Source organism: Sphingorhabdus lutea, from assembly GCF_001889025.1.
Lineage (GTDB): Bacteria > Pseudomonadota > Alphaproteobacteria > Sphingomonadales > Sphingomonadaceae > Sphingorhabdus_B > Sphingorhabdus_B lutea.
The window spans coordinates 722,638-737,387 of record NZ_CP018154.1 but is presented as its reverse complement, the minus strand read 5'-3'; the positions used below and the strand labels follow the sequence as shown (position 1 = coordinate 737,387).

11 protein-coding genes are annotated in these 14,750 nt (G+C 43.3%); 2 read left to right on the top strand and 9 right to left on the bottom strand.

Annotated features, from left to right (window positions below; all coding sequences use genetic code 11):
- Positions 1-22 precede the first annotated feature (22 nt).
- From LPB140_RS03590 to LPB140_RS03570, 5 genes are all read right to left on the bottom strand, one after another.
- A complete protein-coding gene (locus tag LPB140_RS03590) occupies positions 23-2,512 on the bottom strand; it encodes an alpha-amylase family protein (RefSeq protein WP_198024166.1) in 2,490 nt (829 codons plus the stop codon).
- Between the two features lie 80 nt (positions 2,513-2,592).
- Complete coding sequence (locus LPB140_RS03585; protein WP_198024165.1) at positions 2,593-4,434, bottom strand: CRTAC1 family protein; 1,842 nt, start codon at positions 4,432-4,434, stop codon at positions 2,593-2,595.
- A gap of 160 nt (positions 4,435-4,594) precedes the next feature.
- The gene (locus LPB140_RS03580) at positions 4,595-5,752 is read right to left on the bottom strand and encodes a mandelate racemase/muconate lactonizing enzyme family protein (protein WP_072558691.1); all 1,158 of its coding nucleotides are present in this window, start codon (positions 5,750-5,752) and stop codon (positions 4,595-4,597) included.
- A 40-nt stretch (positions 5,753-5,792) separates the two neighbouring features.
- The gene (locus LPB140_RS03575) at positions 5,793-6,407 is read right to left on the bottom strand and encodes a 2-dehydro-3-deoxy-6-phosphogalactonate aldolase (RefSeq protein ID WP_072558690.1); all 615 of its coding nucleotides are present in this window, start codon (positions 6,405-6,407) and stop codon (positions 5,793-5,795) included.
- A gap of 11 nt (positions 6,408-6,418) precedes the next feature.
- Positions 6,419-7,336, bottom strand: coding sequence for a 2-dehydro-3-deoxygalactonokinase (locus LPB140_RS03570; protein WP_257785777.1), 918 nt, complete (start codon positions 7,334-7,336; stop codon positions 6,419-6,421).
- A gap of 274 nt (positions 7,337-7,610) precedes the next feature.
- Here LPB140_RS03570 and LPB140_RS03565 point away from each other — a divergent pair, with 274 nt between their 5' ends.
- Together LPB140_RS03565 and LPB140_RS03560 are read left to right on the top strand one after the other, a co-directional pair.
- Entirely contained in the window at positions 7,611-9,167 is a 1,557-nt protein-coding gene (locus LPB140_RS03565; protein ID WP_072558688.1) for an MFS transporter, read from the top strand.
- Positions 9,168-9,207: 40 nt separating this feature from the next.
- Complete coding sequence (locus LPB140_RS03560) at positions 9,208-9,987, top strand: glucose 1-dehydrogenase (protein WP_072558687.1); 780 nt, start codon at positions 9,208-9,210, stop codon at positions 9,985-9,987.
- 114 nt (positions 9,988-10,101) lie between these two features.
- Here the strand turns inward: LPB140_RS03560 and LPB140_RS03555 are convergent, their stop codons facing one another.
- The 4 genes from LPB140_RS03555 to LPB140_RS03540 all read right to left on the bottom strand — a co-directional run bounded on the left by LPB140_RS03555 (position 10,102) and on the right by LPB140_RS03540 (position 14,750).
- Positions 10,102-11,529, bottom strand: a complete 1,428-nt coding sequence (locus LPB140_RS03555) for a sulfatase-like hydrolase/transferase (RefSeq protein WP_072558686.1) — start codon at positions 11,527-11,529, stop codon at positions 10,102-10,104.
- A gap of 58 nt (positions 11,530-11,587) precedes the next feature.
- Entirely contained in the window at positions 11,588-12,334 is a 747-nt protein-coding gene (locus LPB140_RS03550) for a FadR/GntR family transcriptional regulator (RefSeq protein ID WP_072558685.1), read from the bottom strand.
- 90 nt (positions 12,335-12,424) lie between these two features.
- Entirely contained in the window at positions 12,425-13,816 is a 1,392-nt protein-coding gene (locus LPB140_RS03545) for a family 16 glycosylhydrolase (protein ID WP_198024164.1), read from the bottom strand.
- 49 nt (positions 13,817-13,865) lie between these two features.
- Positions 13,866-14,750 carry an SMP-30/gluconolactonase/LRE family protein gene (locus tag LPB140_RS03540; RefSeq protein WP_072558684.1) on the bottom strand — a complete coding sequence of 295 codons (885 nt, stop codon included), beginning with the start codon at positions 14,748-14,750 and terminating at the stop codon, positions 13,866-13,868.

Here is a 14,750-nt window from a genome sequence, read left to right as displayed (position 1 = left end):
AGTTCAGGTGAATTATATTTGGCTATTTTTGCTCCACATGAAGAAGTAAAATGCCATTTCGGGCGATTTCAAATGACGCGCCCAATTTTTTACCCGTCATCATATCGGTTGCATTCAGCAAGCTGCCGTCCCTCTTTTTCAGGGATAATTTGGCTGCATTTATGCCAATATTTAATGCATTGACCAAATAACTGCCATCCGATTGTTTAACCGCGCGCCATGTCACCCCCTTATGCGCGGTGCCATTATCCTCGCTCAATATAATATCGGGCCTGCCTTGCGCGGCTTCTTTTAATAAGCTTGCTTTAAACGCCCCAAGGTCATTTATACCATTTAATATGATGATTTTGCCTTTTGATGCATTTAGCTTTGCGGTCCGGGCCACGCCATATTCGTTCATCGACAGGCTGGACATATTATCCATAATTATGGTGCCGCCGCCATTTAAATATGCCTGTAAAGCCACAAATTCTGCGTCAGTAACATATTGTGTTTTATAAATGGCAATGACATCCCAATTGCGATTATCCTGCTTCTCTATAATTTTTTGGGTCGCGAAACCAACGGGAAAGCCTTCAAAAAATAGGCTTTCATAGGCTTCAAATGCCTCTGTCATATGATAGGGTTTATTTATGGCCGATGTTTCGGAATAAAATAATCTTATTGGACGCCTTTGCTCACGCAGCGCCAAAATTTCTTCCGAAAAACTATTCATATCATACATGATTTGCGTCACCGCATTGGCAACCTGTGGCTGTTGATTAACCGACCCCACAAACGACCCAGCCAAGGCAGGGTCAAAGAAATTTAATGTCCCCTCCAGCCTATCTTCAAATGACCCATCAGGGTCACGTGCCCAAAACCACCCAGTATTAACATCCATCCCCTGAAGCGTGGCCAACCAATATACATTGCGCACATATTCAGGGGTCATATCCATTTTACGAAAACCAGAAGCCGATAAAAAATGCGACTCTGAATCAAAATGTATTTTCTCTGGCGAAACCGAATTCATAAAATCATAGGAAAGGCTTAATTCTTCCCAAAAATATGAATATTTTGATTCCCAATTTTGCGGCTCTGTCTCTCGCAACAACCTGCCTTCGGTTGCCTTTGCATCGCTGCCGATCATGGTGGTTAATTCGGTCAACGCCTCATAATCAATGCCATGCGAACGCGCATTTTCGGTAAACATATTGGGCATGATTTTTATACTTGTATGCGCATCGGGATTTACTTTGTGTAATTCCCCCTGAATATAGGAAAACCAATCAATTGAACGATCCATGTTAAAACGCGACCAATCATACCAAATTGGTTTGCCACGCGTTTCGCGCGATATGGGAACAATAATTTCTACTTTATCGAAAGATTTAAAATTTGTTCCCCAATTTTTGTTCAATTGACCAATATTGGCTGAATATTTATTCTTTAACCAAAGGCGAAATTTTGCCCGTGTATAGGATGAAATTTCCTGCATTTCTTGAAAAGGCGCTGTCCAATGCCCTTTTTCCGAAAACCAATGCGGCTCATTGGCCATGACAAAACCCAATTGCGTGACCTTTTTACCCTTTGTCATCGCGCCGGTTTTACGGATAATCTTTCCCCATAAATCACGGACAAGCGGGTTATCAATATCATATCCGGTGAACAATGAACGCCCCTTGCGAACCTCTGGCTCACGCTGTTCAACCCATTTGGGGATGCCCATATTCCAAAAATATAAAAAACCTACATTGGTGTCGGGAATTTCGGTTAAATAGCCCAGACGTTCTTCATTCCAACTGCCATCTTCGTTCATTAAAAATGAATTAATTGCTCGGTCATGGTCCACATCATATAATCTTTGCCCGCCATGATATATTGCACCCAAATGATCATTATAAACATCTTTATCAGTCAATGGGCGACCGACCGATTTGGAAAAATAATCATATAGGAAGATGGGCCGACCACCGCTTAATATTTTATTATCCGCGACGGTGATATTTTGCCAATCTACTTTATTGACGGGACGCCTTTGCACCTCTCCTGACAGGATTTGGCGCATCTCGGCGATGCTCTTATCTAAAATATTATGCACTTCTTTACGTTGGAAATCTGGAACGGCGGCGGCCCGTTCCTTGCTTTCATCCGCCCAATAGCGATATTGTGAGAATGCATATTCAACCGCTGCTTGATTATTTTCATCCCAATTGGCAAATTTCAAAAATTCATTGGCAAACCAGATGGTGGTTTCCTCGCGCGTTACATCTATATTTTGCGCGCGGGCCTGTTCCATCAACATTTCCAATTGCACAATTTTAGCGCGCGCTTTTGCCTCTAATGCTCCTGTGGTTAATGTAATTTGCGTATCTTTATCGCCCCGTGCTTGCTCCATTTCAGATGCAGCGTGCGTTTCATTTAACCCTATATTTGTAGAAGAAGCACAGGCAGATAAGGGCAAGGCGGCCAAAACCATCATCGCGCTGCTAAACAACCCTATCTTACATGTTTTTTTATATTGTCGCATATCCTGTTTCCTCTTGCCTTTTATCTTGTTCATTTAAGTATTTTGAACATATTTTTATAATTTCATGTTCATGGGCTACATTATTTTCTTACTAATCCTGCTTGATATTTTTGGTCCACTTTTCCCATTTTAATCATGACTTCTTCGCCATCTGACCAACGAAGCGACGCTGCATCAATGCTGGTGCATTTGCCCAAACCGACATGAAGCTGCGTATTAAAATTTTGCGAAAATGATGCGGAAGATGCCCCAACCTTGCGCCAAAAATTTTGGCCACATGCTTTAATATTCAAAATTGCATGCAGCGCACTTGCATTTGATTTTGATGAAAAACCAACATTGACAATAACAAAATGGCCCATCGCCTTTTCGGCAATATTATTAGACAATAAATGCCATTTCCCACGTTCATTGGAATATAATAAATCCAGCGCGCCATTTTGGTCATAATCTATGGTTTCTATTGAACCACCGGTCATTCCAACGCCATCGGCCCTTATTCCGGATATATCTGCCTTGGCAAATTTTCTGCCCCGTTGATTAAATAAAATAATATGTTCATTTTGAACGGCCATATTGCCATATTTTAATATCGCAATATCGCTCCATCCATCATTGTTAAAATCGCCAACTGCTGCGCTGGTCGTTTGTTCATTTATTTTAATATCCAATTTTTCTGTCGCATCGACAAATTGGCCATTTTGATTTTCCAATAATATTGCGGGCAGTGATTTAAGGATAGACGTTTTAGGGCGAGAGGTGACGTTGTTAATTACTGCTGCGGTTCTTGATTGCACCTCGCCGCCGATACGCCATTTGCCCTCACCGACATAACCAATATATAATCCTGCCTTGGTCGGCCCTTCGGGCCACCCCATTGCATCTTCGGCTTTCAGGGTAAAATCCTTCCCCCCATGGCGGTCGCTTTGAAATTTTAACTTACGTTTTTCCGCTCCGACAAAGACATCAAAATGTGGAAAATTCACCTGAAGATTTTCGACAATTAAATCGCCATCTATGCTTAAATCTTCGAATAAATAATCTTGTCGAAATGTGAAAAATGCAAAACGCTGTGTTGCCTCATCATAATAGGTTTCTTGAATAAATTGATTTTCCGCACGGGTAATGAACAGGTCAAAATCCCCATCATTATCAAAATCAATTTCCGAAATACTGCTGGCATTTGAAATATTTAGTAAATCTCCAAAAACCTTGGTCGGGGCAATATTAAACTCATCCCCCGCCCCGCCCTGAACTGCTGCTATATCGTCCCCACCAAAAAATAATATATCGGCATCATTATCCCCGTTAAAGTCGGTGATTAATGTTCGATATCCCAACCATTTTGCCTGTGGCAGCGTTTCGATAAAGGTAAAATCGCCTTCGCCTGAATTGGCATATAGATGGTTTGCACCATCCTTTTGACTGGGCAAGGGAAAGCCCGTCACGATTAAATCAAGCGTACCATCACCATCAGAATCCAAAAATTTTGTCGCCCGCCCACGGCCTGGCTCAAAATAACTTAAAGTATCGCCGCCTGTAATTTCACGGTTCTGGTTTACTTGATACCAAAGCGGGCGGCGCGGATTATTTCCATCGCCGCCACCTTGGGCTATAATGATGTCCATCCGGCCATCCTTGTCAAAATCGGCCGCCGTAACGCCATGTAAATCGCCATTGGCAATCGTCACTGGTTCTGAATATTTGCCGCCTTCATTCCAAAACAGGCGAATACGCTGGCCATGCTCTGTAATGATAATGTCTTGCAAACCATCTTGGTCAATATCGGCAATGACCGCATTATCCCATTTGCGCCTATTGCGGTTTTCAAACGCTATAATATTTTTGGATTCTTCAAAAATGGGCTTTTCTTGGATCGTATCAATTTTTATTTTTGACCCTGTTGAGGGGGAATTAGCCATGACATTTTGAAATGCGCTCAACATAAAGCACGGCATTGCGGTAAAGGCTATTATCTTTAAATATCCTTTTTTGGGTATATTATATAGCATAAATTCCTCTCTCCATGCTCGGCACATTCTGCATTAATTTACCTTGCCCAATGCCCTGCCATTTTTGATGCTACCAAGGCGCAAATGAACCATCAGGTTTTTTCATGCGTGGCGCTTCCCAAAATTTAAATATCTGCTTCTTTATCGCATCTTCATTCACGATTACTCCATGCCCGGGCAGGTCATTTATGATATATTTGCAATCATTTTCCTCTGGAGCATTTTCGAAAAATTGCCCGATTTCCTTATCGCTGCGTAGGTCATAGGGCGATACTTCATGCCAGCTAAAATTGGGGATGGCTGCATTTATTTGCAGCGTGGCCGCCGTGCATATTGGCCCTAATGGGTCATGCGGCATGACATCAATATAATGGGTTTCGGCCATAGCTGCGATTTTCATCGCTTCGGTAATGCCGCCAACATTGCACACATCAATGCGCGCAAAATTGGTCAATCCTTTTTCTAAATATGGCCTAAAATCCCATTTATTCGCGCATTCTTCTCCTATAGCAAATGGGATATTAGTCATTTCGCGTAACCGTGTATAGGCATCTGGATTTTGATGACGAATTGGTTCTTCTAGGAAATCTATCGTCCCTTCGGGCATTTTTTGGCAAAATGATGCTGCCTCCGCCACAGTTAATCGGTGGTGAAAATCGATACCAATGACAATTTGATTACCGACTTCTTCGCGCAATTCCCGCAATACCGAAGCTGCATCCGCAATTGATTTGCGAATATCAATTTCGGTGGTGCATTCTGTACTTCCCAAATCCCCTGCTGCCGTTCGAATAACCTTCCAGCCCGCATCAACAAAGGATTTTACCTCCTGTATCAGGCTTTCATCATGCGGTTTTATTGTTGTTATAAAGCATGGCACGCTATCGCGCTGTTTTCCGCCCAACAACCTGTGAATAGGCACATTTAATGCCTTTCCTGCAATATCCCATAGCGCAATATCAATGGCGGAAATCGCGGCGGTTAGCACACGGCCCCCTTCAAAATATTGCCCGCGATACATTTCTTCCCACAATGCACCTATTTGGGCAGCGTCCTTACCGATTAGAAATTCTCTAAAATGCCGAACTGCTCCAGCAACGGCCAATTCACGGCTGGATAGGCCAGATTCACCCCATCCAAAAATCCCTTCATCTGTTTCTACTTTAACTAAACAAACATTTCGATGTCCTACCCAAACGGGATATGCTTTTACGTCGGTAATTTTCATAATGGCAACCTATGTGGAATGATGGTTGGAACAAAATAGCTCATAATGATATTGCGCCACAAATTTTGGCTGCTTTTTGCGCCACTATTTCTGCACTATCCCCTGCTTTATATAATTCCGATGCTATGCCAAAACCGACCGCTCCGGCCGTTTTCCATTCTAGAATATTTGCTGCACCAACGCCGCCAACCGCCAATATTTTTATATTTTTCGGTAACACAGCCATGATCGCCTTTAAATGTTCGGCTCCATAACTGCTCGCCGGAAATAGCTTTAAATATTCCGCCCCAGCCTCAACCGCATTAAATGCATCAGTGGGGGTGGCAATGCCGGGCATGACAATTATTTTTTCTGTAACAGCAGCCTTAATCACATCAGGGTTCGTATTTGGTGTCACGATTAATTTGCCGCCAGCTTCTTTTACCTTGCGTACATCCTGAACGCTCAGAACCGTACCTGCACCCACCAAACAATCATTTGGCAAGCTATTCGCCAAAATCCTTATGCTATCAAATGGCGATGGTGAATTAAGTGGTACTTCGATACATCTAATCCCATTATGATATAATGCCGCACCAATTGCCTTGACCTCATCGGGGCGAACCCCACGCAAAATAGCAACTAATGGCATTTGCTTTAATATGGTTTCTATCATCTTAATCCCCTTTATAACGCCATAAATCCGGCATAGACAGCGTCCACTCCATCGGAGATATGATAATCATGGCCAAGCTGCTTTATAGCAAATCCATATTTTTCAGCGAGCGATTGCTCGCCGATTATTTCCACTTTGACCCCTGGCTTACTGCAATTTTCAATCGCCGTTTTGACGTCCGAACCGATAAGCAAGCCCGATAAATAACTTGGTGCGTCACCCGATCCTTCTGGATCGGTTAATAATCTGGTGCGAGTGGAAAATAATGCATGCAAAAGTGAATAGGGCTGTTTCCCGATAAGGTTGACACCGTTTAAAAAGCTTTCTTTTGAAAATGGCTGCGCAAAGACCACATCCTGTTTTGGCAATAAAATACTATGGCGCTGCAATACGCCAAATAACTCACCTGTTAATGCGGTTGTAAAGGATTCAATTTGCCCGTGCGACAATCGCGCCCATTTTGTGTGCGTGCCAGGAAGGCAGAATAATCGCTCCTCCTGTGCAGCATCGGGATTGCTGGCAATCCAGCCCAATATCTGTAATTCTTCCCCACGCATTAAATCCGGCTGGCCCATGGCATTATGGCATCTAACACCCGGCAAAATGGAAATATTATGCCCGCTATGTTCAAAAATTTCAGCATATTCGGCCAAATTGGCCAATGGCGTGGGGCAGTTTAAATATTGTGTGGTTCGCCAACCAATATTTGATCCCACCATACCGGCCATAACAATGTCCAATTTTCCAAAGCGATCAACCCATGGCTCTATCAATTCAAATAATATTTCGGCAATGGGGCGGTTTAACTTGGCAATTCCTTCGCCAAAAATTAAATCGCTTTTGTCCGGCGCATGGCGGTCGCTTGCACATAGCATCGCCCGCATACTGCTGGTCCCCCAGTCTACTCCGACAAATGGCCGTTTATACATCATAATTCAATTTAAACATTATTCTCATACTCCATACATCATATGTTTGCATAGTTGTTATGAATATGCAATATAGTTTTTATGTGAGGGTGGAGGAGAAAGAGATTCGACCCCAACATGGATAGAAATGGGAGATACTGGAATTAGGTCCAAATGCTTTTGCGCATAAAACCTATATTTTAAGAATCATAAATTCGTGGTGCATTTGCTTTTTCATGCAATTGACCGCGATGATCCGTTTCGATAAAAATTTGATAAGGGATCGGAACCTATAATGTTAAGTAATAAAGTTAATCGCAATGTTACTCTATATGCATTTGTTGCTGCCTTTGGGGGGTTTGTTTTTGGCCTAGATTTGGCCAATCTTTCTGGAGCCGCGCGATATGTAAGCTCGCTTTTTGGGTTAAGCGCCCTGCAATTGGGCTGGCTATTTACCTGTTCTTTGGTTGGCGTCATTGTTTCATTATTTTTTACAGGTGCATTATGTGAAAAATATGGCCGCAAGAAAATCTTACTTTCAATTGCGCTTACCTATTCTTTATCATCTATTTTGTCAGCCTTTGCCTTAAATTATGAAATGCTGTTAATTGGCCGTTTCATTGGTGGGATTGCCTTTGCCTCTTTGACAGTTTCGGCCATGTATATTGGCGAGGTTGCCCCATCGGAACAACGAGGCCGTTTTGTTTCAATTTCCCAATTGTTGATAACATTGGGGACTTTACTTGCCTTTATCGTCAATTATTTTCTGGTAAAGGCCATCCCGACTTCATCATGGCTGACCGAGCAAAATGTCTGGCGCTATATGTTGGGTTTTGAATTGATTGCCAATGTCATATGGATTGCAGGCATTTTCATCATCCCTGAATCACCCCGATGGTTAATGAAAAAAGGCCGCGAAGAAGAAGCACGCAGCGTCCTTAATAAGACAAGATTGCCCGAACGCGCGGCAAAAACAATGGATGCCATAAAAATCAGCTTTGCAGAAGAAGAAGCAACGACCCCATTACAACAATTAAAAAAATTATTTGGCAAACCAATGTCATTTGTGGTCGCCGTTGCTGTGATATACGCCATTGTTCAGGGCGCGTCTGGGATGAACGCTGTGGTTTTATTCGCCCCCATGGTGTTTGAGCAGGTTGGGATGAGCGTGGAAAACACATTTTTCCAAACCATAATTTTAGGCAGTGTTGCCGTGCTTGGCACATTGGTCGCCATCAGCTTTGTTGAAAAATGGGGCCGTCGTTTCTTAACCATTGCGGGCCTATCGCTTATTTGCATCGCCCATTTATCCACTTTTTATGGATTTTCAAATGCTCGCTATACAATAAATGCCGAGACCATTTCAGAAATTGCTGAACAGAAAGTCGATACGACAAAACTACAAAGCTTAAGCGGCAAACAATATGACAGCGATGTTGAACTTAAAAAAGATTTAGCAACCATTTATACTAAAGAAGAATTACCCCTGGCTACTGGACCAATTATCAATTCGAGCATTGATATAAATCCCTTCTTCGTCTTATTTGGTATTTTCATTTTCTATGCCGCTTTTAACATCTCCATTGGGCCGATAATGTGGGTAATATTTTCAGAAATATTCCCCAATAGCGTGCGAAGTGTCGCCCTGCCCTTTGTCGCATTGGTGCAAACCATCGCCGGATTTATCATTTCGCTATTCTTTCCATGGCAATTGGAAAATTTAGGCGCAGCACCAACATTTTTAATCTTTGCCATTATTGCGGGAATTGGAATGGTCATCATGTTTTTCCTCTTGCCCGAAACAAAGGGTAAATCGATTGAAGATTTGGAAAAAGAACTTGTGCGGGCGTAAACCAATAACATAACCTTATTACAGCTATAGGAGGGATATTATGCCAGCCAATTTGGATGGACATATTGCAATTGTAACCGGCGGTGCGGATGGTATTGGCCGGGCAATTGTTGAATTATTTTGCGAACAAGGGGCAAGGGTATGCATTGCCGATGTAAATGCGGAACTGGCCATTGCTTTGGCAGATGAGATTTGTGCAAAAGGACAGAATGCATTTTTCGCTCAGACAAATATTGCAGATAAGGATTCTGTAAATAACATGGTCGATGCTGTGGTTAATAAATATGGGCCACCAAGCATTTTAATCAATAATGCAGGCATCATTGTGGTGACCAAAGACCCGTTGGAAAATAGCGAGGAAACATGGAAACGCATTTTCGCCATAAATTTAGAAGGCATGTGGAATTGCGCCCGTGCCGTTATACCATATATGAAGAAAGCAAAATCGGGCAGCATCGTTAATTTAGGATCGGTTCATTCATTTCAAATTGTGCCCGGTCATTTCCCCTATGCGATTACAAAACATGCCGTTATCGGGTTAACGCGCAGCTTGGCCGTGGAATATGGCGCAGATAATATCCGCGTCAACACATTATGTCCCGGCATGGTTGAAACACCCACGGCGTTAAAAATTTGGTCGGAAATGGACGATCCCGAGGCTGTTCGTAAAGCTGTTGGCGATATTCACCCGTTAAAGCGCAATGCCTCTCCAAAAGAAATGGCCTATCCTGCGCTATTTTTGGCCAGTGATGAATCCAGCTTTATGACGGGGCAATCATTGATTGTCGATGGTGGGCGCTCTGCACTTTACAGCGAATAATATTATATAATATGTCCGGTCCATATGGGCAAAAACATATATAAGTTGGGGGATTATCTGCGTCATTGCACATAATTCCCCTTATATTTCTTGAAGATGTTGAAAATTCAAATATTATTTAAATTTCCATGGAACGGCCTCTTCATTTGGAACACGATATTTGTCCATACGTTCAATATCATAACGTTCAAATTTCTGCTGTAATGTCCAAATAGGCCTTTCATGGGTAAGCTCCCATGCAAATAATTTCTTGAACAAATCCTTCACCTTGTCTGGATATTGATCTGCAAGATTATTCTGCTCCCCAATATCATTGGAAATATTATATAATTCCGCGGGACGATCGGCAAATCGGATCAGCTTCCAATCCCCTTCCCTGACGGCCGCACGGACATCTTTTTTCCAAAATAATCTTTCATGCGGGGCGCCCTGCACCTCTCCGCGAACAAATGGCCATAAATTAACGCCGTCCACATTGGAAAGAGCGCTAATATCCCCCCCAGCTGCCGCCACAAAACTGGGCAGTAAATCCATGGTGCTAACCGGTTTTGAATAATCTGCACCTTTGGGCAAATATGCTGGCCAGCTAATCAGATAAGGAACGCGAAGGCCGCCCTCTAAATGGTTGGATTTGGTCCCGGCAAGGGGATAGTTTACCGAGGCATTATTATCAGTAGGACCGCCATTATCATTGCTAAAAACAATGATAGTATTTTTATCCAACCCCAATGATTTCAACTTATCCATTATAACACCGCTTGCCCGATCAAGGGATAGCGTCATCGCAGCAACGGTTTTTCGGTCACCCGATAGTTCAGGAAATTGTGCCAAATCGCTATCCAATGCCTGCATTGGGGTATGCACCCCATTAAACGCAACCATGATGAAAAAGGGCTCATCCTTATTTTGTTGGATGAAATTGGCCGCTTCATCACCCAAAACATCGGTTAAATAACCTTCATGCTCTTCCAACTTACCAAAACCACGCTCCATCATTTTGTCGCGGGCTTCGGCCTTGTTAGTTTCATTATATGGGAAATAGCTGCGATCCCCGCCGCGAAAACCATAAAATTCGTCAAATCCGCGTTTTAATGGGTGAAAACGATCTGCATTACCCAAATGCCATTTGCCGAACATGCCCGTGCGATAGCCAAGTTTCTTTAAATGCTCTGCCATTGTCACTTGGTCAAGCGGTAACCCCATATCATCGCCCAAAAATTTTGATGAAGGGCTCATATATCCAGGGACATTTATTTCTTGATAGCCAAATTTTTGCTGGTATCTGCCGGTTAATAATCCCGCACGTGATGGCCCGCAGGTGGCATCGGTGACATAGCCTTCGGTAAAGCGAACGCCATTTCGAGCAAGCCTGTCCAAATTAGGGGTCTTCATCACCTTGCTGCCTTGAAAACCAAAATCGCGATATCCCGCATCATCGGCGAATAATAAGACGATATTTGGTTTTTTTACTATTTTAGTTTTGGCCAATACTGGGTTAGAAAAAACCAGAATGGCCACCATTAAAGAAAATAATTTTTTCATTATGATAACTCCAATATATTGGAATAAATATTAAAAATGGTGGTGCAATTTGGCCAGATTAGACCAAAGCATCCTGACCAAGTTCAAGCTGCAAGCGCCGTCTGGCATCATTTAGTAGATTTTCAGTTAGCTGCTCAGCTTTTGCTCCATCGCCCGAGGCAATTGCTTCAAAAACATCCCTGTGAAATGGAATGGATGCGCCATTTTCACGCGGATCTTTATTGGTAATCCGCACGCTGATTAAAAGGGCTGAATATATCACACCCTCCATCGCAGAGAGAAATTCATTATGTGCCGCCCGCAATACCGCCTTGTGAAATAATGCATCGGCAATAATAAATTGTTCGGTCGAACCCTGCTCAGCCTCCATCCGGTCCAAAGCGATAGAAATTTCCTCTAAATCCGCTTTAGTCGCACGTTCCGCCGCCCAACGCGATGCCTTTGGCTCCATCCCCAAACGTATTTCCAGCAATTGAGCAAGAAATTCACGCTTTGGCGGAGCGGAGAGATGCCATGCAAGCACATCATCGTCCAATAAAATCCAACGGTCGCGTGGTTTCACCCTGGTGCCAATACCGCGGCGCACATCCAACAGACCCTTGCCCACCAATATTTTTACCGCTTCACGAACAACAACCCTGCTGACCTTAAACCGTTCCGCAAGGGAATTTTCATCTTCCAATAAAGAGCCAACTGCAATCGTGCCTGCAACAATACGGCGGCCAAGCTCCCGCGCCATTTGCGCGGGCATGCTCAACGTCATATTTGATGTTTGCTTCAGGTCGTAAAATAGCATTTCACTCATAATATATTTCTAAACATCTTATCACCTCTTTGCAACTTTAACTTACATTTTAATTCTAAAAATTGGCATTTAATATCATCATATTAACTGTTAAGGTCCTATTGTGCGTATGATTATATCGTCCAAATATATTTCCGATGTGCCGTCCCCAACATCCTTATTCATTATAGAGACCGTAAAAACATCGTCTGGGCTTGCATCATTTTTCTTTTCAAAAGTCTGCGCCACCTCAATCCAGCGGCCTTTCTCAATCGCGGAAATATGGATGGGGCTGGTTATTATTTCACCCACTTTTCCTTGCGGCAGGCCCAGCCCAATGGCCGATAGAGTAGAGCCGGGCTGAACCCAAACACGCATCGTAATTCTATACCTTCCCTTTGGCACTGCAACCGCTGCCTTGGGGCTAGACATTGTAACAACAGGCGAAGGAAGCGGGCCTTTTGTTTGAATTTTCAAACTGCGATATCCATTAAAATATCTATTTTGATCTAATGAGAAAAATTTACTCTCTACCTTGCCTATATTCCAATTTTGCAAGGCATCGCCTTTTTTCCGGCGGGCCACATCGGTTGAAACATCCGTAATAAAGTCATCTGGCACAATCGGCCCTTCAAATCCGAACAAAGCCTTATCAACCATATTAGCATCGCGTTTTTGCCAAATTCGAACATAGTCAATTTCATAAATTGCGGGTAATTCTTCCTTGTGCGGATTACCCAGCCATTCAAAAATTTCGGAATCAAACCAAATGGCCATGGGGTTTGATAGCACCCATCCATCGCCAATTTCGCGGCGTGATATTTCTTTGGTTAATTTACCATCTAAATAGAATTTAAGATAATCTTCATTCCATTCCACCCCATAAATATGGAAATCATCGGCCACCCGCACGCCCATATCATATGTGTTGGTAAAGGTTTTATTTTTACCAAATTGCGCCTCATATCGATTAGGACGCCAATCATGAATTGCCGAAGTATAATGGGTTTCGCGGATATTACCCTTTTTATTTTTTGGGTTACCAATTTGTTCATACACATCCAATTCGGATTGATAGCCCAGCGCCCAAAATGCACTGGTCATCGACGCATTTCCGGCCTTTGTTCGTGCCTCCATATATCCATTTAGGAAACGTTTTTTACCAATCACCGCTGCTGTTGTGACGGGCAATGGATCGCCATATGCAACCCCGCCCGGTTTATCAGAAGCAAATTTAAAATCCGGCTCCCACTGCGTCCGGATATTCAATTTTCCATCCTTTAAATAGGCATTATGCCCCGCAAATTGCGATGGTGCGCGCCCTTTCCAATGGTGATATTGCCCTTCATATCCCTCAACATGCCATTTATCGCGATCAATCTCGGTCCCATTAAATTCATCGCTAACTTCTTCATTCAAAACCCAGCCATCAGAATTATCCTGATCCGATGCGGGAAGCATGGCTTTAGAGTCATTTTTGGCTATTGCGGGCGTTCCCATCATGGACAGATATGCCAGACAACTAAGCATTTTTATCAAATGGTTTTTCAACTTAATCATGCAATAAAATCCTTGGCTCTAATGCCCCTTTGACGACATTTTTAAATAATAAAGTCGCGCCATGCGGCACGTGCAATGCGGGTGTTTTTTTCAAGCCGACGGACGCGGTGGTAACGTATAAATCTGTGCCATCTGGCCCGCCAAATGCGGGACAAGTGGTTCGCGGTGCAAAGGTTTTTAACGTTGAAAGTCGCTTACCCTCGGGGGAAAATTGCGCCACCTCTCCATCTTCCCACATTGCCGCCCATATATTACCATCTAAGTCGGTTATCGCGCCATCAATTGTTTGATTTTCTTCGGATAAATCCATAAATATTTTTGGTTCGCCAACTGGCCACCCGTCACTGTTCAGCATCACAAAAAACATAATCTGCCGTGCAGAATCGACAAAATAGGCACGTTGTCGCGGCCTGTCGAAACAAATGCCATTGGTGACAGTCATATTTTTGGTTACAATGCGCAGTTCCCCTTTATACCAACGGTAAATAGAGCCCGCGCCGGCCTCTGCTGATTTGCCCATCGTGCCAATCCAAAAACCACCCCATGGATCGGTCCGTCCATCATTGCTGCGATTGGTTGGTGTATCGGCCTCCACCGGACAGATAATCTGGCGCGGGCCGCCATCAACATGCATTTTATATAGGCCGGTTTCGGTGGCCAACATCAAATGATCAGCATCAATCCAGCCTAAAGCGGAAACCATTTCATCAAAATTAATAATGGAATCGCACTGGCTATTTTTGCTCATCACTGCACGATTGGGGATGTCCACCCAATATAATGTCTGCCTTAACGGGTGCCATAATGGCCCTTCACCAAGGCCGCAAATTCGATCATCAAATATAATGGGATCATTTTTAAGATGAGAATTTTCCAT